Origin of the sequence: Streptomyces humicola (genome assembly GCF_024436035.1) — a bacterium.
GTDB lineage: Bacteria > Actinomycetota > Actinomycetes > Streptomycetales > Streptomycetaceae > Streptantibioticus_B > Streptantibioticus_B humicola.
In genome coordinates, this window is sequence record NZ_JANFNG010000025.1 from 59,136 (window position 1) to 82,822 (window position 23,687).

General features: G+C 69.1%; 25 protein-coding genes and 1 pseudogene. 15 read left to right on the forward strand and 11 right to left on the reverse strand.

Annotated elements, in window-relative coordinates:
- The first annotated feature begins 846 nt into the window (after positions 1 to 846).
- Positions 847 to 1,056 carry a hypothetical protein gene (locus NGB36_RS25050; RefSeq protein ID WP_255922743.1) on the forward strand — a complete coding sequence of 70 codons (210 nt, stop codon included), beginning with the start codon at positions 847 to 849 and terminating at the stop codon, positions 1,054 to 1,056.
- Positions 1,057 to 1,088: 32 nt separating this feature from the next.
- On the opposite strand, the gene NGB36_RS25055 is transcribed toward NGB36_RS25050, so the two are convergent.
- Positions 1,089 to 1,277 carry a hypothetical protein gene (locus NGB36_RS25055; RefSeq protein ID WP_255922745.1) on the reverse strand — a complete coding sequence of 63 codons (189 nt, stop codon included), beginning with the start codon at positions 1,275 to 1,277 and terminating at the stop codon, positions 1,089 to 1,091.
- 106 nt (positions 1,278 to 1,383) lie between these two features.
- On the reverse strand, positions 1,384 to 3,156 hold the full coding sequence (locus tag NGB36_RS25060; RefSeq protein WP_255922746.1) for a glycoside hydrolase family 15 protein: 1,773 nt from the start codon (positions 3,154 to 3,156) through the stop codon (positions 1,384 to 1,386).
- Positions 3,157 to 3,266: 110 nt separating this feature from the next.
- Here NGB36_RS25060 and ligD (NGB36_RS25065) point away from each other — a divergent pair, with 110 nt between their 5' ends.
- Together ligD (NGB36_RS25065) and ligD (NGB36_RS25070) are read left to right on the forward strand one after the other, a co-directional pair.
- Positions 3,267 to 4,307, forward strand: coding sequence for a non-homologous end-joining DNA ligase (ligD, locus tag NGB36_RS25065; RefSeq protein ID WP_255922747.1), 1,041 nt, complete (start codon positions 3,267 to 3,269; stop codon positions 4,305 to 4,307).
- Positions 4,307 to 5,230, forward strand: a complete 924-nt coding sequence (gene ligD / locus NGB36_RS25070; RefSeq protein ID WP_255922748.1) for a non-homologous end-joining DNA ligase — start codon at positions 4,307 to 4,309, stop codon at positions 5,228 to 5,230. Before ligD (NGB36_RS25065) ends, ligD (NGB36_RS25070) begins: the two co-directional genes overlap by 1 nt.
- Before the next feature lie 9 nt (positions 5,231 to 5,239).
- Here ligD (NGB36_RS25070) and NGB36_RS25075 read toward each other — a convergent pair whose 3' ends face one another.
- The 3 genes from NGB36_RS25075 to NGB36_RS25085 form a co-directional block, all read right to left on the reverse strand.
- Complete coding sequence (locus NGB36_RS25075) at positions 5,240 to 5,950, reverse strand: SigB/SigF/SigG family RNA polymerase sigma factor (protein WP_255922749.1); 711 nt, start codon at positions 5,948 to 5,950, stop codon at positions 5,240 to 5,242.
- 124 nt (positions 5,951 to 6,074) lie between these two features.
- Positions 6,075 to 6,380 (reverse strand): 4a-hydroxytetrahydrobiopterin dehydratase, encoded by a 306-nt coding sequence (locus tag NGB36_RS25080; protein ID WP_255922750.1) that lies wholly within the window; start codon positions 6,378 to 6,380, stop codon positions 6,075 to 6,077.
- Positions 6,381 to 6,538: 158 nt separating this feature from the next.
- Positions 6,539 to 7,504 carry an LLM class F420-dependent oxidoreductase gene (locus NGB36_RS25085; protein WP_255922751.1) on the reverse strand — a complete coding sequence of 322 codons (966 nt, stop codon included), beginning with the start codon at positions 7,502 to 7,504 and terminating at the stop codon, positions 6,539 to 6,541.
- 508 nt (positions 7,505 to 8,012) lie between these two features.
- Between NGB36_RS25085 and NGB36_RS25090 the strand changes: the two genes are divergently transcribed.
- The 3 genes from NGB36_RS25090 to NGB36_RS25100 all read left to right on the forward strand — a co-directional run bounded on the left by NGB36_RS25090 (position 8,013) and on the right by NGB36_RS25100 (position 11,328).
- Entirely contained in the window at positions 8,013 to 9,878 is a 1,866-nt protein-coding gene (locus NGB36_RS25090; protein WP_255922752.1) for a thiamine pyrophosphate-requiring protein, read from the forward strand.
- Between the two features lie 65 nt (positions 9,879 to 9,943).
- Entirely contained in the window at positions 9,944 to 10,996 is a 1,053-nt protein-coding gene (locus tag NGB36_RS25095) for an SDR family oxidoreductase (RefSeq protein ID WP_255922753.1), read from the forward strand.
- Complete coding sequence (locus NGB36_RS25100) at positions 10,993 to 11,328, forward strand: DUF6343 family protein (protein ID WP_255922754.1); 336 nt, start codon at positions 10,993 to 10,995, stop codon at positions 11,326 to 11,328. Before NGB36_RS25095 ends, NGB36_RS25100 begins: the two co-directional genes overlap by 4 nt.
- On the opposite strand, the gene NGB36_RS25105 is transcribed toward NGB36_RS25100, so the two are convergent.
- The 3 genes from NGB36_RS25105 to NGB36_RS25115 all read right to left on the reverse strand — a co-directional run bounded on the left by NGB36_RS25105 (position 11,276) and on the right by NGB36_RS25115 (position 15,797).
- Positions 11,276 to 14,308 (reverse strand): FAD-binding and (Fe-S)-binding domain-containing protein, encoded by a 3,033-nt coding sequence (locus NGB36_RS25105; RefSeq protein WP_255922777.1) that lies wholly within the window; start codon positions 14,306 to 14,308, stop codon positions 11,276 to 11,278. The two genes, NGB36_RS25100 and NGB36_RS25105, sit on opposite strands and share 53 nt — an antisense overlap.
- 359 nt (positions 14,309 to 14,667) lie before the next feature.
- Positions 14,668 to 14,964, reverse strand: coding sequence for a hypothetical protein (locus tag NGB36_RS25110; protein ID WP_255922755.1), 297 nt, complete (start codon positions 14,962 to 14,964; stop codon positions 14,668 to 14,670).
- 185 nt (positions 14,965 to 15,149) lie between these two features.
- Positions 15,150 to 15,797, reverse strand: a complete 648-nt coding sequence (locus tag NGB36_RS25115) for a DNA polymerase ligase N-terminal domain-containing protein (protein WP_255922756.1) — start codon at positions 15,795 to 15,797, stop codon at positions 15,150 to 15,152.
- A 122-nt stretch (positions 15,798 to 15,919) separates the two neighbouring features.
- On the opposite strand from NGB36_RS25115, the gene NGB36_RS25120 reads away from it, so the two are divergent.
- Positions 15,920 to 16,585: an HhH-GDP family DNA glycosylase gene (locus NGB36_RS25120; protein WP_255922757.1), complete on the forward strand. Its 666-nt coding sequence runs from the start codon at positions 15,920 to 15,922 to the stop codon at positions 16,583 to 16,585.
- Between the two features lie 28 nt (positions 16,586 to 16,613).
- Here the strand turns inward: NGB36_RS25120 and NGB36_RS25125 are convergent, their stop codons facing one another.
- Positions 16,614 to 16,769, reverse strand: a complete 156-nt coding sequence (locus tag NGB36_RS25125; protein ID WP_255922758.1) for a DUF6131 family protein — start codon at positions 16,767 to 16,769, stop codon at positions 16,614 to 16,616.
- A 148-nt stretch (positions 16,770 to 16,917) separates the two neighbouring features.
- Here NGB36_RS25125 and NGB36_RS25130 point away from each other — a divergent pair, with 148 nt between their 5' ends.
- Positions 16,918 to 17,085 carry a hypothetical protein gene (locus NGB36_RS25130; RefSeq protein ID WP_255922759.1) on the forward strand — a complete coding sequence of 56 codons (168 nt, stop codon included), beginning with the start codon at positions 16,918 to 16,920 and terminating at the stop codon, positions 17,083 to 17,085.
- A gap of 250 nt (positions 17,086 to 17,335) precedes the next feature.
- Here the strand turns inward: NGB36_RS25130 and NGB36_RS25135 are convergent, their stop codons facing one another.
- The gene (locus NGB36_RS25135) at positions 17,336 to 17,878 is read right to left on the reverse strand and encodes a type 1 glutamine amidotransferase domain-containing protein (RefSeq protein WP_255922760.1); all 543 of its coding nucleotides are present in this window, start codon (positions 17,876 to 17,878) and stop codon (positions 17,336 to 17,338) included.
- 269 nt (positions 17,879 to 18,147) lie between these two features.
- Between NGB36_RS25135 and NGB36_RS25140 the strand changes: the two genes are divergently transcribed.
- The 4 genes from NGB36_RS25140 (at position 18,148) to NGB36_RS33895 (ending at position 21,000) form a co-directional block, all read left to right on the forward strand.
- Positions 18,148 to 18,471 (forward strand): plasmid stabilization protein, encoded by a 324-nt coding sequence (locus NGB36_RS25140; protein WP_255922761.1) that lies wholly within the window; start codon positions 18,148 to 18,150, stop codon positions 18,469 to 18,471.
- Positions 18,472 to 18,574: 103 nt separating this feature from the next.
- Positions 18,575 to 19,261, forward strand: coding sequence for a UdgX family uracil-DNA binding protein (locus NGB36_RS25145; protein ID WP_255922762.1), 687 nt, complete (start codon positions 18,575 to 18,577; stop codon positions 19,259 to 19,261).
- A 125-nt stretch (positions 19,262 to 19,386) separates the two neighbouring features.
- Positions 19,387 to 20,511 (forward strand): enolase C-terminal domain-like protein, encoded by a 1,125-nt coding sequence (locus NGB36_RS25150; protein WP_255922763.1) that lies wholly within the window; start codon positions 19,387 to 19,389, stop codon positions 20,509 to 20,511.
- A 153-nt stretch (positions 20,512 to 20,664) separates the two neighbouring features.
- Entirely contained in the window at positions 20,665 to 21,000 is a 336-nt protein-coding gene (locus NGB36_RS33895) for a DUF3040 domain-containing protein (protein WP_372509523.1), read from the forward strand.
- A gap of 201 nt (positions 21,001 to 21,201) precedes the next feature.
- Here NGB36_RS33895 and NGB36_RS25155 read toward each other — a convergent pair whose 3' ends face one another.
- Positions 21,202 to 22,674: an aminotransferase class I/II-fold pyridoxal phosphate-dependent enzyme gene (locus NGB36_RS25155; protein ID WP_255922764.1), complete on the reverse strand. Its 1,473-nt coding sequence runs from the start codon at positions 22,672 to 22,674 to the stop codon at positions 21,202 to 21,204.
- A gap of 164 nt (positions 22,675 to 22,838) precedes the next feature.
- Between NGB36_RS25155 and NGB36_RS25160 the strand changes: the two are divergent.
- From NGB36_RS25160 to NGB36_RS25170, 3 genes and pseudogenes are all read left to right on the forward strand, one after another.
- Positions 22,839 to 23,066, forward strand: a pseudogene (locus NGB36_RS25160) (serine/threonine protein phosphatase); the annotation flags it as partial.
- Positions 23,067 to 23,226: 160 nt separating this feature from the next.
- A complete protein-coding gene (locus NGB36_RS25165) occupies positions 23,227 to 23,460 on the forward strand; it encodes a hypothetical protein (protein ID WP_255922765.1) in 234 nt (77 codons plus the stop codon).
- Between the two features lie 54 nt (positions 23,461 to 23,514).
- Positions 23,515 to 23,676 (forward strand): hypothetical protein, encoded by a 162-nt coding sequence (locus NGB36_RS25170; RefSeq protein ID WP_255922766.1) that lies wholly within the window; start codon positions 23,515 to 23,517, stop codon positions 23,674 to 23,676.
- Positions 23,677 to 23,687 lie beyond the last annotated feature (11 nt).

The window sequence follows — 23,687 nt, forward strand, 5'->3', positions numbered from 1 at the left end:
GGCTCGGGACCACTTCCATTGCTCCCCCGCCCAGGGAGCGGACGAGGGTTGTTCTGACCTCTTTCATCTTCCGACCCCTGTGCACCTGCCGCAACCGGAGATCACCCAAGCGGACGCATGCGGTGCGACTACGCGGGGCGGACGTGGTCCGCCCACTGATCATGTGCCGCGCGGCGCCGGGGCGGCCGTGGAGACCGCTCGCGTCAGTGGCCGCGGTGCGCTGTGCTGGGCACATGGCAGAGCATCCGATCATCTGTTCCGCCAAGGAGCTCATGCGGCTCACCGACGACATCGAGATCGATTAGCGCAGGCGACCCCCGCTCCCACACTGCATCAGGACATGAGGAGCGAGGGTCGTCGATCTGTCACCACCCCCGACCTGCGGCGTCCGCGCTGTATTCGTCGTTGGCCGGGCCGACCGCGGGAATCACATCTCGGGCGACCCGACCACGTAGGTCTGCCGGGGTCTCTCGCTGGGAATACAAGCTGAAGAGGGAGCCTGAGTCCCCGGAGGCTGGCCATGCCCGTCAAGCCCCACCCCCGCAACGGGCACTTCGATCACGAGGGTTACTGCCGTTGCGGTGGTCCATGCTGTGTGGCCGAAGGCGGCGGCGAGTGCCTGTGCCGGCTGTGCGCTTGTCAGAGCACCCCGAGGACAGAGGTCCCCCTAATGAACACCACCGTGTACGAGGGCCCGTACAGCGGCACGCACCAGGCTGGCTAGGACTCCCTTGGGCGGCTTGTAGTACCGACACAGCGCGACAGCCTTGCGAAGCCCTGGACATGCATATGCGCGTTGTCGAACGGCCGGGCGTGTTGTCACACCCGCCACGTATTATGGCGATCATGTGTGCAGCTCGTGAGCCTCGGGTGAGGTACCTGCCTGCAGCGCTCCATGAGGCGGCAGCCCAGGTACGTGAAGAGCGTGCCCAGCAGGCCATTCGCGCCCTGATCGCTCGCGGCCGGCTCACGGCCGAGCAGCGTCTCGAACTTGCCCGCTGGCAACGCGAATGGGTCGCTGCGTGGCGCGAAAGCCAGTACGTCATCGCGGCGTGAAGACGACCCCGCCGCCGTGGAGGGTGTTTGCATCAGCTGTCCTCGTCCACCGCCGCGCCGAAAGCGGCCGCGCGTTGGGTGATGAAGCCGACGGCGACGTCGAGGATATGGCGCCGGTCAGCCACGGTCTCCTGGGCCTTGGTGAGGTGGGTGCGCAGCGGCTTGGCGCGCTGGCCGTTACCGCCCTCCTCACCCTTGGCTCGACGGCGGGAGCGATCCAACGCGGCACGCGCAGGGAAGTACGCTGAACTGCCCCGCAGTGTCATCCACGACGCGGACTGCCGCCTCATCGGACGAGGCGGCGCCGTCGGCGATTCCGCGCATACGTCAGCGTGCGGGTGCCGTCTGATCCGCGAGGCGGGCGGCGCACTCGAGCATCAGGGCGTGGACGAACGCCTGGGGAAGGTTGCCGCGCAACTGGCGCTGCGGAACGTCGAATTCCTCGGCGAACAGCCCGGGGGGGCCGCACGCGGCGCGGTTGCGTTCGAACCAGCGGACGGCCTCCAGCTCGTGGCCTTGCTGGTGTTCGGCAAGCGCGGTGAGGAATCCGCAGAGCAGGAAGGCGCCTTCCGCTTCGTTCAGGGGACGTTCGTCGTGCCGGAAGCGATACGCGTAGTGCTCCTGGGTGAGTTCCGACAGGTAGGCGCGGAGGGTCAGCGCGCTCCTGGGGTCGTCCGGCGGCACGGCGCCTCGGACGGGCGCGAAGAGCAGGGCCGCGTCGAGCCGGGGGTCGTCGGGGGAGCGTTGCCAGCGGCCCGACGGGTGGGTGGCGTGCGCGGCGGTGTCGGCGATGATGGCGTCCGCGAGCCCGGCCCACTGACCGGCCCGGCCGGGTGGCGGAGCGTAGAGCGCGATCGCGCGCAGTCCGGCGGCACAGATCAATCGGCTATGGGTCCAGGCCCGGTCGTCGAGTTCCCAGATCCCGGCGTCCGGTGCCCTCCAGCGCTCGCCGATCGCGGCCGCGGCGATCTCGGCTGCGCGCCATCCGTCCACGTCGAGCCTGCCGAGACGGGCAGCCGCCGAGAACAGCAGCAGCGCCTCGCCGAACGGGTCGAGCTGGAACTGTTTGGCGGCGCGGTTGCCGATCACGTCGAAGCCGCCCGGATATCCCGGCAGGTCCAGTGGGCGCTGTTCGGGCACTGCACCGCCGTCCACGGCATAGGCGGGGGAGAGGGCCGGGCCGTCCTCGTGCAGCCGGGCGGAGGCGAAGCGCACGGCCTCGTCGAGGAGCGGGTATGCACCCGTGGCCGCGGCGGCCTGTCCGGCGTAGCACTGGTCGCGGATCCACACGTACCGGTAGTCGTAGTTGCGGCCCTCCGCGGCGCGCTCGGGCAGGCTCGTGGTGGCCGCGGCGACCATGCCGCCGCTCGCCCCGGTCATCCCGCGCAGTACGGCGTAGGCCTGCCGCGCGTCGCGTGGGGCGATGGTGGATTCGAGCGACGGCACGGCGCGTTCCCAGGCGGCGCGGGTGGCGGCCCAGGCGCGGGAGGCGTCGACCGGCGTACCACGCAGCGGCCGGTCGGAGATCTCCAGGACCAGGTCGTGTGATCCGCCCGCGGGCACGGTCAACTCATGGGCGAGTGATCCGTCGACGTCGGATTCGCCGGCTGCGCAAGCGCCGGACCAGCGCAGATGCAGTGGACCGGCCTCGCCCGTCCACTGTTCTCCCTGGCGTGCGAAGCGAGCCTGCTGCCGACCGAAGCACGCATACGGGCCGAGCACGATACGCATGCGGGCGGCAGCGTCGCGCGGGAGGATGCGGCGCAGTACGACGGCGCGGTGCGGGTCCGCCGGCAGGGCCAGCGCATCCTCGCACTCGACGACGCCGTCCTGCGTCACCCAGCGGTTGCGCCAGATGAGCGTGCCGTCCTGGTAGGAGCCACCCCACACGAAGGTGCCCACCGGCGTGACCGCGTAACAGCCGCGCCCGCCGATCAAGGCGCAGAACAGTGCCTCGGAGTCCCAGCGGGGTGCGCACATCCATGCGATGTCGCCGCGCGGCCCGATGAGGGCCCCGCGCTCGCCGTCCGCCACTACTGCGTAGTCCCGCAGCACGTGAGGCGGATAAGCGAGCGTCTGGTTCACCGACCGCGGACCCACACCACCACGCTACCCCTGCATGCGGCCGGACCTTCGGGGAAGGCACAAGGCGAGGCGACGACCGGCTGTCCTTCCAGCGGAACCAAGGGAAACGGGGAAGGGGTGGTTGGATGCCTGTCCCGACGTCTGTGACGGGCCTGTTCGACGGTTTGCCGGCGGAAGAGCGCAAGGCATTGCGGCGGACGGCTCAGCCGGAGCATCCCAGGCCGATGCTGGCCACGTTGACGGAACGCTACTTCTCCGATCCCGCATGGGTATTCGAGCGTAAGTTCGACGGAGAGCGCTGTCTGGCCATTCGTAACGGTGCCCGGGCCGGGCTGCTCTCCCGCAGCGGCCAGTCGCTCTCCGAGACCTATCCCGAGATCGCTGACGCTCTTGACCAGCAGGAATGCGACGACTTCGTGGTGGACGGCGAGATCGTGGCCTTCGAGGGCTCCCGGACCAGCTTCGCGCGACTGCAGCAGCGCATGGGCATTCACGACGCGCGTCAGGCGCGGGCCAGCGGTGTGGCGGTGACCTACTACGTCTTCGATGTGCTCTACCTGGCGGGCCACGATCTGACCGGCCTGCCGCTGCGCACCCGCAAGGCGTTGTTGCGCCGGGCCCTGGACTTCTCCTCGCCGCTGCGCTTCACCTCTCACCGCAACACGACCGGTGAGGCGTATCTGCGCCAGGCGTGCGAGCGGGGCTGGGAGGGGGTCATCGCCAAGCGCGCGGACAGCCGCTACGAGCAGCGGCGTTCAAGGCAGTGGCTGAAGTTCAAGTGCGGCCGGCGGCAGGAGCTCGTGATCGGCGGATTCACCGAACCGGCCGGCAGCCGCACCGGTTTCGGCGCGCTGCTGGTCGGTTACTACGAGGGCCCACGGCTGATCTATGCGGGCAAGGTCGGTACCGGCTACGACCGCAGGACGCTGAAGACGATGCGCGAACGCCTGGACGATCTGGAGACCGGCAGCACGCCGTTTTCCGGGGGTGCGGTCCGTGAGCGCGGGGTTCACTGGGTTCGGCCGGAGCTCGTCGCCGAGATCGGCTTCACCGAGTGGACCGACGACGGGAAGCTGCGCCACCCGCGCTTCATGGGCCTGCGGACCGACAAACCACCCGAGCAGGTGGTGCGGGAGCGGCCAGGGGAGAAGGCGAGGGAGAGCTGATGACTGCGAAGACAAAGGAGACGATAGGGGTCGGGACCCGCAGCGTGCCGCTGTCCAACCCGGACAAGGAGCTGTTCCCTGACGACGGGATCACCAAGGCCGAACTGGCCGACTACTACCGCACTGTCGCGCGTCCCATGCTCCCCCATCTCAAGGACCGGCCGCTGGTGATGGAGCGCTACCCCGACGGGTTCCAGGGAAAGTCCTTCTTTCACAAGGATGTTCCTGACTACTTCCCCGAGTGGATCCGTACCGTTCAGGTGCCCAAGGAGGGCGGCAGCGTCACCATGGCGGTCTGCGACGACGCCGCCACACTCGTCTATCTCGCCAACCAGGCGTGCATCACCCCGCACCCGTGGCTGAGCCGCGCGGACTGCCTCGACTGCCCGGACCGGCTCGTGTTCGACCTCGACCCTTCCGAGCACGACGGCGACGGTTTCGAGACCGTACGGTGGAGCGCCCGCCAGTTGGGCGACCTGCTCACCGAACTCGGGCTTCGCCCGGCGGTGATGACGACCGGATCGCGCGGCCTGCACCTGCTGGTCCTGCTCGACCGGCGCACGGACTTCGACACCGCACGGCACTTCGCCCGGCGCGTCGCCGACGTGCTCGCCGCACGCCACAGCGACCGGCTGACCACCGAACCACGCAAGAACAAGCGCCGCGGCCGCCTCTACCTGGACACCCAGCGCAACGCCTACGCCCAGACCTCGGTTGCCCCCTACGCTGTCCGCGCCCGACCGCACGCCCCCGTCGCCACCCCGCTGGAGTGGAACGAACTCGACGACCCCGGCCTCGGCCCGCGGCAGTGGACGCTGCGTACTCTCCCCGAGCGCCTCGAGAAGGACGGAGACCCATGGAAGGGGCTCAGTCGCTGCCGGCGCTCCCTCACCGCGGCCGAACAGCGCCTCGACGCCCTCTGATGACGACAGTTACTTGAGTGCCTCCTGACGCAGTTGTGCGCAGGTGCGGCTGATGATGCGGGAAACGTGCATCTGGGAGATGCCGAGCTCCTGGGCGATCTGGACCTGTGTCATATCCCGGAAGAATCTGAGGTAGAGAATCTTCTGCTGCCGCGGCGGCAACCGGTGCAGGCACGGCTTGACCGCTTCCCGGTCGGTCACGGTGTCCAGAGCCGGGTCGGCGGTTCCGAGGCTGTCGAGGAGAGAATAGGCATCGAAGTGGCGAAGGGGCTCGTCCAGTGACTGGGCGGAGTAGCTGTTGATGGCTTCCATACCCAACCGAACTTCGTCTTCTGTGAGTTCAGCATGGGCGGCGATGTCGCGCACCGTCGGGCCGCGTTCATCCATGCCGGTCAGCAGATCGCGGCGGGCTGCGTACACCCGGTTGCGCAGTTCCTGCATGTGCCGGGGTACGTGCAGATCCCACAGGTTGTCGCGGAAATGCCGTTTGATCTCGCCGAGGATCGTGGGCACGGCGAAGCCGATGAAAGGTGTACCGCGATCCGGATCGTAACGGTCGACCGCCTTGACGAGGCCGAGTGCGGCCACCTGTTTCAAGTCCTCGATGGCCTCGCCGCGGTTGCGGAAACGTCCGGCCAGCCGTTCGGAGAGCGGGGTCCAGGCGGCCACGATCTCCGCCCGCAAGGCGTCGCGCTCGGGACCGTCGGGCAGGTGAGCCATTCGACGCAGGGAGTCACAGGTGTCCGGCGTGTCGTCGTGCCGGTGGTTCCCCGACGATCGGCGGCCGGATACCCGGCGGGCCGCACTGGCCGGGCGGACCCTCGGGCACGGTCTGAACGCGCCGTCATTCATGTCCGCGGACGAGGGATCCGGCTGCGGTTTCTATGCGGTGGGCGAGCTCGACGTCGACGTCGGTGAGGCCTCCCTCCGAGCGCACTGCGAAGTGCACCACCTTCTCGTGGATGTCGATGTCGGGCCTGTGGTTCAGCTTCTGGGTCTCCGGCACGACCTTGTCGACGATGCGGACGGCTGTGGGGAAGTCGTAGGCCTCGACCGTCCGGTGCAGTGTGGCGCCCTCGCGTCGCCATTCTCGGAGGTCGGCGTCTGACATCCGCTCCTGGATCTCGGTGTCGTCGAGCAACCTGGACACGATCCCTCCTGGGGCCGGGATGATGCCGATGCCTGAACGGGACGTAGCGCGTCAGACCTTCTGACCTCCAGCGTTACCCGCGCCAGGAGAGGTGGCAAGCGGAGCAGGCTCGGCCCGGCTGACACGGCCGATGGCACAGGCTCGCTCCTCGGAGACCGTCACAGCTCCCGCAGGGCCGGCAGCAGGGTCTCGCGCGCCCACTCCAGATAGCCGCGTTGATGCTCGCCGCCGATCTGGACGAGGGCGACCTCGGTGAACCCGGCCTCCGTGAAGCGTTGTACCGCGTCGGTGAACCGGCCGACGTCGTCACCGCAGGGGATTGCTTCGGCGACGTCTTCGGGACAGACGAACCGGGTCGCGGAGGCGAAGGCCGCAGTTCCGGGCAACTCGGCGTTGACCTTCCAGCCGCCTCCGAACCAGCGGAACTGATCGTGTGCACGCTTGACGGCGGTGTCCCGCTCGGGGTCGTAGCAGACCGGAAGCTGACCCACGCGCGGTTTGCCCGTACCGCCGCGCTCGTCGAAGGCGCGCAGCAGCTCGGGCTTGGGCTCGACGGCGATGACCAGATCGGCAAGGCGACCGGCCAGCTCGCACGACTGCATCCCGGAGACGGCGATGCCGATGGGCGGCGGCTCGTCCGGCAGATCCCACAGCTTGGCGGAGTCGACGTCGTAGTGCGTGCCGTGGTGATTCACGTATCCGCCACCGAACAGCTCCCGGATGATCTGCACCGCCTCGGCGAGCATCTCGTGACGTACGTCGACGGGTGGCCAGCCACCACCGACGACGTGCTCGTTGAGGTTCTCCCCGGCCCCCAGACCCAGCCGGAACCGTCCCCGCGACAGCAGCTGCACCGTCGCCGCCTTCTGGGCCACGACCGCCGGGTGGTAGCGCAGGAGCGGGCAGGTCACATAGGTCATGAGCGGAATGCGCGAGGTGGCCTGCGCGGCCGCGCCGAGCACGCTCCAGGCGTAGGGGGAGTGGCCTTGCGAGTCGAGCCACGGAAAGTAGTGGTCGGAGATCACCGAGAAGTCGAACCCTGCCTCTTCGGCCTGGGCGACGTGCTCGACGAGTTCGCAGGGCCCAGCCTGCTCCGTCATCATTGTGTATCCGATTCGCACCATATGTGGCGGGTGCCCGATCGCCGCGACCGAAAACCCGGACCCCGATCAGGCATCCACACCGGACATCGTCCGGGGTGCGATCGCGGCCGCGGCAATCCGCGGTGCCGCGGCGGCGAGCACGGCCACCCAGGTCGCCGGTCCCATCGGGGTGGAACCGAAGAACTGACTGACGCCGGGCGGCTCGGCAGCGCAACTCAGGCCGTGGTTCCTTGTGGCGGATCATCTGATTCAGCATCAGTAACAGTGCTGCCGCCCGCATGGTCGAGTCGTTCGGACGCCTAGTCGGCATCGAGTGCATGCCGGGCAAAGGTGCGCGGGCCGCCCCCCACCTGCGGTGCGAAGGGACGACAGACTCCCCCGGACGTTCGGGTACCCGCGACCGTTTGCTTCATTCTGTCCGCCGTGCGCATGTTTCCATCCGCGCGGTCGGGTTACCCGGTAGGTGCACCGCGGTCGTGCTCGCGGCTGCTTGCAACAGGCAGCGTCCGGCACCCTGAGGAGGCAGGCTATGAGCACCAAGGTGTCCGACCAGATCCTCGCCCGGCTGCGAGAGTGGGGCGTGGACTGCGTATTCGGATATCCCGGCGACGGCATCAACGGGCTTCTTGCGGCCTGGGAGCGCGCCGACAACGATCCGCGCTTCATCCAGTCCCGGCACGAGGAGATGTCGGCGTTCGAAGCCGTCGGCTACGCGAAGTTCAGCGGGCGCGTGGGCGTGTGCACGGCCACGTCAGGTCCCGGCGCCATCCACCTTCTCAACGGGCTGTACGACGCCAAGCTCGACCACGTGCCGGTCGTGGCGGTCGTCGGACAGACGAATCGCAGCGCCATGGGCGGCTCGTACCAGCAGGAAGTCGATCTCCATACGCTGTTCAAGGACGTGGCATCGGAGTTCGTTGAAACGGTCAACGTTCCCGAGCAGTTGCCCAACGTCCTGGACCGTGCCTTCCGCACCGCGTACGCCCGCCGGTGCCCGACGGCAGTGATCGTCCCGGCCGACGTCCAGGAGCTCGACTATTCACCACCCACCCATGCTTTCAAGATGGTGCCCTCCAGTCTCGGCTGCGAGCACTTCGCTCTGCAGCCGGACGACGCCGCGCTGAAGAGGGCCGCCGAGGTCCTCAACGCCGGCGAGAAGGTCGCGATACTCATCGGCCAGGGGGCGGCCGGCGCCCGCGCCGAGGTCGAACGCGTCGCCGACGTGCTCGCCGCCGGGGTGGCGAAGGCGCTGCTCGGCAAGGACGTGCTCAGCGACGAACTGCCCTACGTCACCGGGGCCATCGGACTGCTGGGCACCCGCCCTTCGTACGAGCTGATGCGGGACTGCGACACCCTTCTGACCATCGGTTCGAGCTTCCCGTATACCCAGTTCATGCCCGAGTTCGGCCAGGCCAGGGGAGTGCAGATCGACATCGACCCGCACATGGTCGGCATGCGGTACCCGTACGAGGTCAACCTCGTCGGCGACGCCCGCACGACCCTCTCGCGGCTGCTGCCGATGCTGCGCCGCAAGAAGGACCGCAAGTGGCAGAAGCGAGTCATCGCGAACAACGAGCGGTGGCGTGGCGTGATGGCACGGCGCGCCGAGCAGTCCGCCGACCCGATCAACCCGGAGTTCGTGGCGTGGGCGCTCGACCCCCTGCTGCCGGACGACGCGATCATCACCTCCGACTCCGGCTCGGTGGCCAACTGGTACGCACGCCACCTGCACATGCGCGGGTCGATGCGGGTGTCGCTGTCGGGAACGCTGGCCACCATGGGCTGCGGCGTGCCGTATGCGATCGGCGCGAAGTTCGCCCACCCGGACCGGCCGGTGATCGCGCTCGTCGGCGACGGTGCGATGCAGATGAACGGGCTTGCGGAGCTGATCACGGCGTGGAAGTACCGCGATGCATGGAGTGATCCGCGTCTGGTGGTGGCGGTGTGGAACAACCAGGACCTCAACCAGGTCACCTGGGAGATGCGGGCGATGAGCGGGTCGCCGCAGTTCCTGCCGTCCCAGTCCATACCGGACGTCTCCTACGCGACGTTCGCCACCTCGCTCGGCCTGACCGGCATTCGTGTCGAGAAGCCGGACGGCGTCCTGGACGCCTGGCAGCACGCGCTGGACGCGGACGGCCCGGCGGTGCTGGAGTTCCTCACCGATCCCTCCGTGCCGCCCATCCCTCCGCACGCCACCTGGGAACAGATGGAAGCGACCGCGAAATCCATCCTGAAGGGCGATGTGGAACGCGAGGCCATGGTCAGGCAGGGCTTCAAGGCGAAGGTCCAGGAGTTCCTCCCTGGGGCGCGCAGGCGCGCGGAGGCAGGCCACGGCCACCTGCGCCGCGGCAGCCGGCATCGCCACCGCCATCCGGCGAGGTCCGGCCGCTGAGCACTGGTCGGCTGCGCCTCAGGTCGTCTGCTGCAGCACCTTCCCCGCATGCGAAGGGATCTCGGATGTTCCTTACGTCGCACAGCTCGCGAGTCGTCGTGGTCACCGGCGCGAGCGGGGGAGTCGGCCGGGCCGCCGCCCGTGCCTTCGCGGCTCGGGGAGACCGCGTTGCGTTGGTGGCGCGTGGCCGCACCGGTCTCGATGCGGCCGCCGACGAGGTGCGCGCGGCGGGTGGCGTGGCACTTCCGCTGGAGGTGGATGTCGCCGACCACCGGGCGGTGGAGGAGGCGGCATCGCAGGTCGATCGCGAGCTGGGCCCGATCGAGATATGGGTCAATGACGCCTTCACCACGGTGTTCTCGGAATTCACCGAGATCGAGCCCGAGGAGTTCCGCCGCGTCACAGAAGTCTGCTACCTCGGCTATGTGTACGGCACGCAGGCCGCACTGCGGCGGATGCTGCCCCGCGACAAGGGCGCCATCGTGCAGGTCGGGTCGGCTCTCGCCTACCGCGGCATCCCGCTCCAATCGGCGTACTGCGGTGCCAAACACGCCATCCAGGGCTGGAACGAAGCGCTGCGCTGCGAACTCCTTCACAACCGCAGCAAGGTGCGCGCCACGATGGTCCAACTGCCCGCCGTCAACACACCGCAGTTCGACTGGTCGCTGAGCCGGATGCGGATGCAACCGCAGCCCGTCCCGCCGATCTTCCAGCCGGAGGTGGCCGCGCGCGCCATCGTGCACGCGGCGGACCATCCGCGTCGTCGGGAGTACTGGGTCGGTGGCAGTACGACGGCCACGCTGATCGCCAACGCTGTGGCTCCAGGACTGCTCGACCGCTACCTGGCCCGCACCGGGTACGCCTCCCAGCAGACCGACGAGCCGAAGCCCCCGGACAGCCGGGACAACCTGTGGCAACCGCTGGATGACGCATGTGGCCAGGACTTCGGTGCTCACGGCCGGTTCGACGAGACCGCCAAGGCACACGCGGTTCAGGCATGGGCGTCCCGCCACCACGGCACGCTCGCCCTCGCCGGGCTCGGAACGGTCGCGGGCGTCGTTGCCGGCCGGGTGGTGCGGGGACGGCCAGGGGTCGTCGCGGGCCTCGAGCGACGATGACGGGGGGTACGAGCGACGGCCGTCGTCGCCGCACGGGTACCGAGCCGGTTGCGGCCCGCAGCGCGCTCGGGTTGCGCATGGTGCTGTCCGCCGTCTACGTGCCGATCTTTGTGGCCGGCGCCATCGCCTTCGCGATCTGGGCGACGCGCTCCGCGCCCGGCGGCAGCCCGGGCGTGACGGTGCTCGACGTCCTCGCTGGGGTGTCCGCGGCGCTGGCCGCGGTGGCGGCCGCGGATCTGCTGGTCGTGAGCCGGCGGCGCCGGCGGGCTGGGACGTGCCCTACGAGTGGTTCCGGCGGCGGCCGGCGAGACGGTGAACGGCGCTCGCCGTGACGGTGCCCGTCGCGGCGACCGCTGCGGCAGCTGCTGCGGCCGCCAGGCGTGCGTCTGCGGGCCGGGACTGCTGACGCAGTGCACCCAGCTTTTCGGGATGGTCGGCGGGTGCCGGGCCGTCGAGTCCCATGGCGAGGGCCTCCGCCAGGTGCATGGCTCGCCGACCGGTGGCTGCTTGCTCGATCTGGGTGCGGCAGCTGAAGCCGTCGGCGATCACCAGGGCGGACGGAGCCGTTGCGCGGACCGCGGGGAGCAGCCCCAGCTCCCCGATCCTCATCGACAGTTCGTGGTGGCCGCGCTCGAACCCGAAGTTCCCCGCGAGCCCGCAGCACCCCGCGTCCAGCACATCGGCGATGATGCCGGCCCGGCGCATGAGCTCGGTGTCCGCGTCGAACCCCAGGACCGCGTGCTGGTGGCAGTGGGGTTGGACGGTGGCCGTGCGGGCGAGGCCCGGGGGCTGCCAGTCGTCGGGCGCACGGTTCAACAGCGCTTCGGCCAGCGTCATGGTCTGCTGGGCGAGACGCCGTACGTCCTCGTCCTCAGGCATCATCTCGGGCGCGTCCGACCGGAAGACGGCGGTGCAGGAGGGCTCCAGACCGACGATTGCGGTTCCGGCCTCGAGCCAGGGCCGCAGAACACGAAGCGTCCGGCGCAGCACGCGTCGCGCGACGCCGAGCTGCCCGGTGGAGATCCAGGTCAGGCCGCAGCACACCGGCTCGGCCGGTACGGCGATGCGGAAGCCGGCGTCCTCCAGGACGCGCACGGCGGCCTGAGCGATGTGGGGGTGGAAGTAGTTGCTGAACGTGTCGGGCCACAGGACGACGGTGCGCGGATCCGACGGCCACGGCTGTGGCATGCCGCGCTCGCGCCACCACTGGAGGAAGGGCTGCTCGGCGAAGAGCGGCGCCTGGCGTTCGGCGTCCACGCCCGCCAGCCGTTTGCCGAGGGCGGCCAGCAAGGGGGCGTGCAGGACCGCGTTGGCGGCCCGCGGTCCCGCCCTCGACAGCAGCGCCCACAGCGGCAGCCAGCCGAGCGCGTAGTGGGGTGCGGGCCGCAGCCGCCCGGCGTAGTGGTGGGCGAGGAACTCGGCCTTGTAGGTGGCCATGTCGACGCCGACCGGACAGTCGGACTTGCAGCCCTTGCAGGCCAGGCAGAGATCGAGCGCGTCTCGGACTTCGACCGAGCGCCACCCGTCACTGACCGGCGAGTCGGCGTGGCCGCCGAGCATCTCGAAGAGCAGGCGCGCCCGGCCGCGGGTGGAGTGCTCCTCTTCGAGCGTTCCCCGGTACGAGGGGCACATCACGCCCCCGGAGTGGCTGCGGCACTGGCCGATCCCGACGCATCGCAGCACAGCCCGGTCGAAGCTGCCCTCGTCGTGCGGGTAGCGGAAGTACGTCGTCGTAGGGCCGTCCGGACGCCACCGTGCGCCGAGCCGCAGGTCGGCATCGACCGGATTCGGCCGGACGACCTTGCCGGGATTCATCCGGTGGTCCGGGTCGAAGAGCGCCTTCAGCTCACCGAACGCGCGCACCAGCGGCTCGCCGAACATGCGCACGAGCAGTTCGCCGCGGGCCTGCCCGTCGCCGTGCTCACCTGACAGCGATCCGCCGTAGGAGGCCACCAGGTCGGCTGCGCGCTCCACGAAGCGGCGGAATTCCGCGACGCCATTGGCGGAGCGCAGGTCGAAGGGGATGCGGGTGTGGACGCAGCCCTGGCCGAAGTGCCCGTACAGCGAGGAAAGCTGGTAGCCGAACTCGGTGAAGAGCGATTCCAGATCGCGTAGATAGCCGCCGAGCCGGTCCGGAGCGACCGCGGAGTCCTCCCACCCCTCCCAGGTCTCCCGGTCGTCCGGCGGGCGCGCGGTGACGCCGAGTCCGGCCTCGCGTGCCTTGAGCATCTCCTCCTCGCGGGCCGGGTCGTCGGAGAGGACGACACAGGCGTTGTGTTCGCTGCGGTCGATTGCGCGGAGCAGGCGTCGGGCTGCGTCGTCGGCCTCCTGCTCGGAGTCGCCGGTGAACTGCAGCAGCAGCCAGCTGTCGCCGTCCGGGAAGCGGTCGAGTGAGTCGAGGTAGGCGTGCTGCTCGCGCATCAGCTGCGCCATGCGCCCGTCGATCGCCTCGAGCATTGTGGGTTCGCAGTGCTCCAGCAGGCGGGGAACATCGTCGGCCGCGGTGAAGATGTCGGGATAGCCGAGCACGAGGGTCGCCTCGGCTGCCGGCACGGGGACCAGCTCGAGCTCGGCGTGCAGCACGGCGACGAGCGTGCCCTCGCTGCCGGTGAGTGCTCTGGCGACGTTGAAGCCGTTCTCCGGCAGCAGGGAGTCCAGGTTGTACCCGGACACCCGCCGTGGGATGTGCGGAAACCCCGTGCGGATGTCGGCCATGTATTGGTCGGCGATCTCCCGCATGCCGCGGTAGAGCTCGCCCCGTCGGCCGCCCGTGGCGAGGATCTTCTCGTACTCCTCCCGTGAGGTCGGCCCGGTCCAGCAGCGCAGCCCGTCGTAGGTGAGGACCTCGAGCCGCCGCACATTGTCAGCCGTCTTGCCGTATGCCTGCGCGGTTGCGCCGCACGAGTTGTTGCCGATCATCCCGCCGAGGGTGCACTGGCCGTGCGTGGAAGGCTTCGGCCCGAATTTCAGACCGTACGAGGACAGCTGCCGGTTCAGCTCGTCGAGCACGATCCCCGGCTCGGCGACGCACGTGCGGTTGCCCGGATCCACCGACAGCAGGCGGTTGCAGTACTTGGTCCAGTCGATGACCACGGCGTGGTTGGTGCACTGGCCGCCGAGCGAGGTTCCCCCGCCCCGGGAGAGCACGGGCAGGCCGTACTCGGCGCACACCGCGATCGCCTCCGCCCCCGCCCCCACGCTGCGGGGCACCACGACCCCGATGGGTACCTGGCGGTAGTTGGAGCCATCCGTGGAGTAGGCGCCACGGCTGCCGGCGTCGAACCGCACCTCGCCGTCGACACGCCGACGCATCGCCGCCTCGGCAGCCTGCAGCCGCTCAGGCGAGAACTCAGGGACTACGCCCCCCGGGTCTTTGGAGTGTGCGGCGGCCATCGACCCCTCCCTTGCGTGCCTTTGCGTGCAGACTCGTCACTCTCGGGTAACCCGCGTCGCCGCTGCCAAACCGGATTGTCTCGGCGAACTCGCTTTCGCCCCGCCTACGGCTACCGCATCGAGGCCGGAGGCATGCTCGTCGTGTGGGCACTGGGATTTCCGCGGCTCGCCGGACGCAACGGTGCGAGCCAGGCAATTTGCGAGCCAGACACTCGTCGAGTGCATCGCGCATGAGGGCGACCCGGTCGCCACACCACCGTGGCACGGTCCGGAATCCATCAACGATCACTGCCATGTTCCACCTCCCAGAGCCACTGAACGAACCGGTCGAGCGGGCCGGCGGAGGCGAACGAGTCGCTCGGTATGGACGGTTGGATGCGGACGGGTCCGGCCCGCAGCGGGGCGTCGGTCAGGTCCGGCACGGTGATCGGCCCTTGCCGGTTGGAGATGGACTCGGCATGTGTGAGGCGGACGGGTATCCGGCGCCCGGTCGGTGGCGGAGCGCCGCGGCGGTTCGGTGCGGCGTCGTAGGCGGCGCGCCGGTCGGGATCGTGGGGGGTGTCGTACGCGGCCACCACCTCGGCCAGGTCGTCACGTGCCGTCGGTTGACCGGGGCCGGCATCGAGGTGGAGGCGGCGGACCAGTCCGGCTGCTCACCCGCCTGGCCCGGCACCGGGCGACCGGCGGGTCCCTTGCGTGCCCTTGCGCGCCTTGCGTGAGACTCGGGGGACCCGCCTCGCCGCTACCGAACCGGGGGTGGTCAGGACCTCTGGGTGCGCTTGCCGTCCTCGGGCAGTTCGTCGAGGGTGCGGCCGCTGCGTACCGAGGCGGGCTCGGTGCTCACAGGATTGCGGCGGGCGTCCGCCCCTTCGTCGGAGAGCTTGATCATGATCCAGCGCTCGCGTTCGCCGTCGCGGCCGGTCCGGGTCAGCGCGTAGCCACCGCGCAGCTTCTCGCCCTCCAGCCACACCTTGATGTGGCCTTCGTCCACGCCCTTGGTGACGGGCACTTTCCTGCCGTCGTGCTCGGCAAGGTTCCGGTAGGTGCCGGTGTCCCAGACGATGACCTTGCCTGCGCCGTACTCGCCGGGTGGTATGACGCCCTCGAAGCCCAGGTAGTCGACCGGGTGGTCCTCGGTGCGCATCGCCAGGCGCTTGTCCTTGGGGTTGGTGGACGGGCCCTTGGGGACGGCCCAGGACTTCAGGACGCCGCCCGCCTCCAGCCGGAAGTCGTAGTGCAGCGCGGTCGCGGAATGCTTCTGGACCACGAAGCGCCGCCTGCCGCCCTTGGGCGAAGTGCCGCCCATCGGCTCGGGCGTGCATCCTGCCGTGCGTTTGCCGCGGTACTTCTCCAGCGGGCGACCGGATGCGGATTTCCTGGTCTTACCGCTGCCGCTGCTACCAGCCATGGTGCGTGCCTGCCCGAGACCGCAGGGGACAAACCGTCGCATCGATCGGACCAGGGCGGGCAGGTGACCGTGTGCAAGGCAGAACCGCGAACTGTTGAAACCGTTGAATCGGTGACTGCGCGATGACGACGAAGACCATGCAGAAGACGAGGCAGACGGAGAAGGCGGTTGTCCGGGCGCTGCTCGACCGTCAGGAGGGCACGTACGCGGCGCAGGCGGGCATCAGGCTGCGCAATAGCCCTGGCCCCCTGTACCAGACGCTCGTGCTCGCGATACTGCTCAGCGCCCGTATCAGGGCCGATATCGCGGTGGCGGCTGCGCGAGCGCTGTTCGACGCCGGAATGCGTGACGCGCGCTCGATGGCGAACGCGTCCTGGCAGGAACGCGTGGACGCACTCGGCAGGGGCGGTTACCGCCGCTACGACGAGCGGACCGCCACCCTGCTGGGCAAGGGGGCCGAGCTGCTGCTCGAACGCTACAACGGCGATCTGCGGCGGCTGCGTGAGGAACCCGACCCCAAGAAGGCCCTTCTGGACGTGCCCGGGATCGGCCCCACGGGTGCCGACATCTTCCTGCGGGATGTGCAGGGCGTATGGCCCGAGTTCGCACCGTACATCGACCGCAAGGCGCTGGACGGCGCCAAGCGGCTCGGGCTGCCGACCTCGTCCGAGCGGCTGGCCGGCCTCGTGGACCAGCGCGAGATGCCCCGCCTCGCGGACGGCCTGGTGCACGCGGCCCTCGACAAGCCGCTGGCCGAGGACGTGCTCGCCGCCGCGAGGTCGGCGTGACGGCCGTCAGCAGGTCACCGTCGGCCCGTCACCAGTAGTGCCGCCGCCCGAAGACCGCGTGTCCGAGGGAACCGAGGAGCCACAGGATGGCCCCAATGGCAACCAGGATGATTCCGATCGTCCAGAGGATGGCGATCTTGAGCACGAATCCTACGACGAGCAAAACAATTCCGAGGACGAGCATCGTGTCCTCCGATTAGTGGTTCCTGAGCGCCCCGAGTCCAGTAGGGGTCTGCTACCCCGTCGCTGCGTTCGGAACCGCAACTCAAGGGCTGGTTGCCCCGCTGCTACGCAGTGACGTACAACGAGACGAAGGAAAGGAAGGTGTCGCCATGGGTGACAAGACGCCGAAGGAACCGGAATCAGCCGGTCCTGTCCCGCGTGATCCGCCGCCGACCGAGGAACTGCCTGGCGACGTGGAAATCCCCTGCCTCGACCGGAAAGAGGCGGCGGAAGATTACCGCGAGACGGACGAGACACCGCAGGAACCACCGGACTGACCGGATGCGAGGACGCCATGACTACACGCAGCGAAAGCGGCAGCGAGGGTGCGAAGCTCCGCCGTGCCAGGCGGACACTCAGCCGGAATGCCGGGCGTGTGAAAGAAGAGGTGCGTCAGGCCGCAGAAGGACCGCGCGAGGGACTCATCCGCCGCATGATGCGCAAGGCGACGGGCAGTGGGCAGGGGCGCCGCGCAACGCGATGGTCATGAGCCGCCGTATCCGAGGTGTGCGCGCGGGTGTCCGCTGGTCAGCGGGTGGCCTTCGTGAACTCCGAGACGAGAGCGTTGTCGAACGCCTTGAGGTCGGCAGGCTTGCGGCTGGTGACCAGGACGTTCGGTCCTGAGGTGCAGACCTTGACCTCCTCGTCGACCCAGGTCCCACCGGCATTGCGGATGTCGGTTCGCAGACTGGGCCATGAGGTGAGCGTGCGGCCGCGTACCGCATCAGCTTCGACCAGGGTCCACGGCGCGTGGCAGATGGCCGCAACCGGCTTGCCCGCGTCGAAAAAACCCTTGACGAACGCAACGGCTTTTCCGTCCATGCGCAGGAAATCCGGATTGGCCACGCCGCCGGGCAGCACCAGTGCGTCGAAGTCGGCCACCGAGGCGTCCGAGACGGTCTGGTCCACCGGGAATGTCCTGGCCTTGTCGAGATGCTCGAAGGCCTGCACGCTGCCGGGCTCGGTGGAGACGAGGACGGGCGTACCGCCGGCCTTGCGCACGGCATCCCATGGATCCGTCAGTTCCACCTGCTCCACGCCTTCCGGCGCGACGAGAAAAGCAACCTGCATGACGCCGCCTCCTTTCGAGCCAGGCGAGCAATCCTCGTCAACCCGGGTACCCGGGTATCCGACCGGAAACCAGCAAAGGCAGCACGAGCGGCAACTGAATCCGGGCGCATACGGACGTTCGTACCGGCGAGTGCGGGGCAGGCGTCCGGTGAGATCGGGGCCGCCGTGCGCGTAACTGTGCGCGATGACTGAAGGGCTGTCACGATCACACCGGACTTCGTGAAGAGCGCATACATCCGAAGCGCATACATCCGAAAGAGGTGAGTGTCATGCCGGCAGGCTCCAGCTCCAAGCGGGAGCGCCAGTACGAGCACATCAAGAAGAGCGCGATGGAGCGCGGGGAGAGTGAGAGCCGCGCCAAGGAGATCGCTGCCCGCACGGTGAACAAGGAGCGCGCCCGCTCGGGCGAGTCCGAACGTGCCAGCCGCCAGTCGCTCGAGGACATGTCGTCGTCGCGCCGTGGCGGACAGCGCTCCGGCCATGGCCCGGGTGGTCCCACCAAGGACCAGCTGTACGCCGAGGCACAGCGGCGCAACGTCAAAGGCCGCTCGTCGATGACCAAGTCCGAGCTGGAAAAGGCGCTCGGCGACTAGAGCCCGCCCTGGACATGGCCGTCTGCCGAGCGGCAGAGCTACCGGCCCGAAGTGACCTCGCCGGATCCTCGGCCTACTCTCGTGCAGCGATGCGGGGGCTACCGTGGCACAACGAACACAGACCCGCGGGCCAGAGGCCTACGATGCGACGCCGTACGTCCCCCAGGACGCGGATCTTCAAACGTTGCGGCATGCGGCGGCGGGCTGCCAGGGGTGTCCCCTGTACCGGAACGCCACACAGACCGTCTTCGGATCCGGCGACGCCTCGGCCCGCGTCGTCCTCATAGGCGAACAACCCGGCGACCAGGAGGACCGCAAGGGGCTGCCCTTCGTCGGCCCGGCCGGGGGAGTGCTGATGCGGGCTATCGACGAGGCGGGCATCGATCCGGCCGATACCTACGTCACCAACGCTGTCAAACACTTCAAGTTCGAGCGGCAAGAACGTGGAAAGCGCCGCATTCACAAGCCGCCCAACCTGCGAGAGATGGCCGCCTGCAGACCCTGGCTCGCCGCCGAGCTGCGGCTCCTCGAACCCGAGGTGGTGATCGCTCTCGGTGCCTCCGCCGGCAAAGCGCTGCTCGGTTCCTCCTTCCGGGTGACCAAGGAACGCGGGGCGGTGCTGCCGATGCCTTCGCTCGACGGCGGCGGCGAGCCTGCCGGCGGCGCATTGGTCGCCACCATCCACCCCTCGGCCGTACTCCGCGCCGACGACGCCGCCCGGGCCGAGGTGTACGCGGGCCTGGTCTCCGATCTGAAGGTGGCCGCGCGGCTGCTGCGCGGAAAGGAGTGATATGGGCGATCCACTCCTGTGGCCGTTCGAGCACGCGCTGCGACAAGTGGTGAGGATGGGCACGGCGGCAGACGGGAGCCCGGCGGGTCGCCAGGCGTGAGACGACGTCACGGAGGGAGTGCGGAATGCCGGTGGCGCAGGGACCCCACGAGGCACGGGTGGACACCCTGGCGGTCCGCGTATACACCGTGCCCACCGAAAGTCCTGAAGGCGACGGCACTCTCGCATGGAACTCGACCACCATGGTGGTGGTCGAAGCAACCTCCGGCACCACCAGCGGCATCGGCTGGACCTACGGAGCGGCCGCCACCGCGTCGGTGATCGACGATCAGCTCACGGGCGTCGTCGAGGGCGGTTCGGCCCTGGACGTACCGCGCGCCAACGAGGCGATGAGCCGCGCGGTCCGCAACGCGGGACGCCCCGGTCTGATCGCGGGTGCGATCTCGGCGGTCGACATCGCTCTGTGGGACCTCAAGGCCCGTCTGCTGGGCCTTCCACTCGGCAGCCTGCTCGGTGCTGTCCGGGACGAGGTTCCCGTCTACGGCAGCGGCGGCTTCACCACGTACGACGACGACCGTCTCGACAGCCAACTGCGCCATTGGGTCGAAGAGCAGGGCATTCCCCGCGTCAAGATCAAGATCGGCGAGTCGTGGGGAACGGCGCAGGAGCGCGATCTCGCGCGTACCCGCAAGGCCCGCGCGGCGGTCGGCGACGCTGCGGAACTCTACGTGGACGCCAACGGCGGCTATACGCGCAAGCAGGCGGTCCGGGTCGGCGCCGCCCTCGCCGACCTCGGCGTCACCTGGTTCGAGGAGCCCGTCTCCTCCGACGACCTGCGCGGCCTCCGCCTGGTAGGCGCCGCACTGCCGCTGGACATCGCCGCGGGTGAATATGGGTACGACCTCCCGTACTTCGCCCGCATGGTCGGCGCGGGGGCCGTGGACTGCATGCAGGCGGACGTCACCCGCTGCGGCGGCATCACCGTATGGATGCGCGTCGCGGCGCTCGCCGAAGCGCACGGGCTGCAGATCTCCGGACACTGCGCACCGCATGCACATGCCCACGCAGCGGCGGCCGTGCCCAACCTGCGCCACCTCGAATGGTTTCACGACCACACGCGGATCGAAGAAATGTTCTTCGATGGCGCGCTCGACCCCGCCGGCGGCGCCATCAGACCCGTCGGTTGCGGCATGCCCGGTCTCGGACTTGAACTGTGCCATGACCGGGCGAACCCCTACCGCACGGCGTGAGAGGCCGGGAAGGGCCGGGTGGTTCCGGTGACCCTCGCGAGGAGCCGGGGCGGGGAGTCGGGCGCGAATTCGGATGTTCGTCCCCGGCGAGAGCCGGGCAGGCGCCCGGTGAGAAGGACTGTGGCGTGCCAGCGCGTGCGGGAGGTGTCGGACGTGGACGGGCGCGGGCTGACGGAGGCCGAGCGTCGCTCCCTGAACGAAATCGAGACCAGGCTGCGGGAGGAGTCCGCGGAACTCGACCGCGATCTGCGGACCATGGCCCCGGGCCTATGGGGGCGCCTGAGGGAGGCGACGGGGCTGGTACAAGGAAGGCTGGTCGTCGCCCTTGGCCTGGTTTCGCTGACGTTGCTGGCTGCTGCCATCCGGACCTCGTCGGCGGGTGTCATCTGGGCCTTCGCGATCTGTTGGACGTCCACCCTGATATGTGTCTTTGCACTGTTGTGCGCGATGGCTGAGGGGTCGTCACACGACTCGATGCGAAAGAGATGAGAGCCGTGCCGACAGCCTTCCAGTTCCAAGAGAGAGCGCCAACGCGAGGGCACCATGCGTTGGGGACCATGGCCTCCAACGTCACCGAGCCTACCCGCGTCGATGCCGCGCGACCCCACCTGCCGGCAGGTCCGCGCTGCAGTACGACTTCCGCCTGGAGGCGGAGGGCTTCCTGCAGTCGCTGAACCAGGAAGGGCCTGCTCATTCCTCGGCGACCACGCGGATGCTGTGCACGTCCACATCGGCCGCGTCCGGTACAACCATGCCGGCGTCCGCCCCTGTGCGCAGATATCGCATGACCTCTGCGTTGAGCCGTTCGCCGGGCAGTACGCAGGGGATGCCGGGCGGATAAGGGGTCAGCATCTCGGCCGAGATCCGGCCCGCGGCGTCGTCCCACCCCACCTGCTCGGTGCGGCCGAAGAACGCGTCCCTGGGCAGCATCACCTGCTCCAGACGCAGCTGGGCCGGTCCGGGCACCTCGACCGCGGGCCCACCGCCGGACCGTAGCTGCCCGGCCTGCTCGGCGAGCTCCCGCAGGGCCGTCATCAGGATGGGACGGGTCTCCTCGTCGTCCGCGTGGGTCAGCTGGGCGCTGATGCGGCGGTGATCGGCCAGATGGAGGTTGATCCGGTGACGCTCGCGCAGCCAGTCGGCGGCACAGTACCCCGTGATGCCCAGAGCGGAAATGTCGATCACGATCTGCAGCGGATCGAGGTCGGCGGCCCTGCCCGGTCCGCAGAAGTCCTCGCGGCCGTGCAGGTGCAGTCCCTCGGTCTCGGCGATGTCCTCACGCACCGCGGCGGCCAGCGCGAGGGCGTTGTCGTAGAGGGCACGGCCGTACTCGACCATCTGGCGGCGCCAGCCGTCCAAGGAGGCGTAGAGCAGCACCGAAGGGCTGGTCGTACCGAGCAGGTCCTCACGGGACTTCAGCACCGCCGGATCGATCAGGTCGCCCTGCAGGTGAAAGACCGAGCCCTGTTCCAGCCCGGACCCCATCTTGTGGACCGAAGTGACGCACACATCCGCGCCTGCATCCATAGCCCAGGTCGGCAGGTCGGGGTGGAAAGGCAGGTGAGCGCCCCATGCCTCGTCCACGATCAGCGGCTTGCGCCGCTCGTGGCAGACCTGCGCGAGCGCTCGCAGATCGGCGCACGTGCCGTACGGGGTCGGGCTCGTCACCAGCGCGCCCTTGGCGTCGGGGTGCTCGTCGAAGGCCTGGCGTACCGATTGCGCCGAGGGCGGATGAGCCAGTTTCAGTTCAGGATCCCACTCGGGCTCCACCCAGATGGGCCGTACGCCGGAGAGAATGAGCCCGGAGACCACCGACTTGTGGGCGTCGCGGCCCACCAGGAGTTCTTCGTGCGGGCCGGCCACGGAGAGCATGGCCGACTTGACGGACAGCGAGCTTCCGCAGGTCGAGAAGAAGGTGTGCTCGGCTCCGACGGCATCGGCCATCAGCTCCTGAGCCTCTTCGAGCACGCGATGCGACGATGTCCGGTCGTCCAGTCCACTCGTCGCCAGCACATCGGAGTGGAACACCGATTCCCCCAGCGCCTCGAGCACCCGGGGGTCGGCTCCCCGCCCCTGCTTGTGCCCGGGCGGTGTGAACGGAGTCTGGCCAGCCTCGTGATAGGCCATCAGCGCGTCGAGGACGGGCGCCCGCGAGTGATCCATGTGCGGACAGTTACCTCCGTGCGCCTGTTCCAAACGCCGCCGAATGCGCACCGCGCCGAGGAATGCCCTGGTGGCAGACCGGCGGCCCCACCGCGCACCCGGCCCCGGCAGGCCGGTCTCGGCATTGAACTGGACCATGACCAGGCGGACCCCTACCGGACAGCCCGAGCCTGATCCGCCGCCAACGCGTCCTCCACCAGGCCTTGGAGACTCCGTCCCAGCCGCCGATGGGCATGCCGGCGCACTTCATCATCCGGGCCACCGCTGCCGGCGAGCCGCCGGCCGAGGCGCTGCGGCTGCTCATTCACGCCATCCTCGATCACCAGCAGAACAAACTGCGGGACGATGCCACGATTCTGATGATCGAGTGGCGTCGCGAGGCCCGGCGCTGACGGTGATCTGATCGGCATCTGCCGCACATGGACCTGGGTTCGGCGGGTACACGAAGTATGTCCTCGTCCGATGGCGGAGGCGCGCCGGAGTGAACGGGATACAGCCCGGTCGGCGCTGCCCTGGAACGTCGTCGGGCACCCGCACGGAGGAGGCAAGCCGATGGCTGGCGCAAAGGAAACCGGAGGCATCACCGGGACCAAGGACAGGGACTACGACCTGATGTGGTACACGGAGACGTGCCTGAGCAATGCGCTCCGCCTCGAGACATACATTCACGATGCCGAGCGCGCGCAGGACAAGGAGGCCGTGGATCTCTTCCGCAAGGCGCAGGCCGACAGCCGTAAGGGCGCGGAAATGGGCAAGGAGCTGCTACGGTCCCGACTCCACAGCTGACCGGCGAACGTTGCGGCGCGCGGTTCCAGGGGTGGGGGCGGCTCACCGCGCGCCGTGCTCGTCGTGACGTGCGTCGGCTACTTCCTGCTGTTGCCCGACGTGACGATCGTCAACGTTGCGTTGCCGCGGATCGGTACCGGGCTCGCGGCCGGCGTCTCCGGTCTGCAGTGGCGCGCCGACCTCCTCGAACCGTGCATGGCGACGACAGGTCGCTGAGGGTCCCGTTG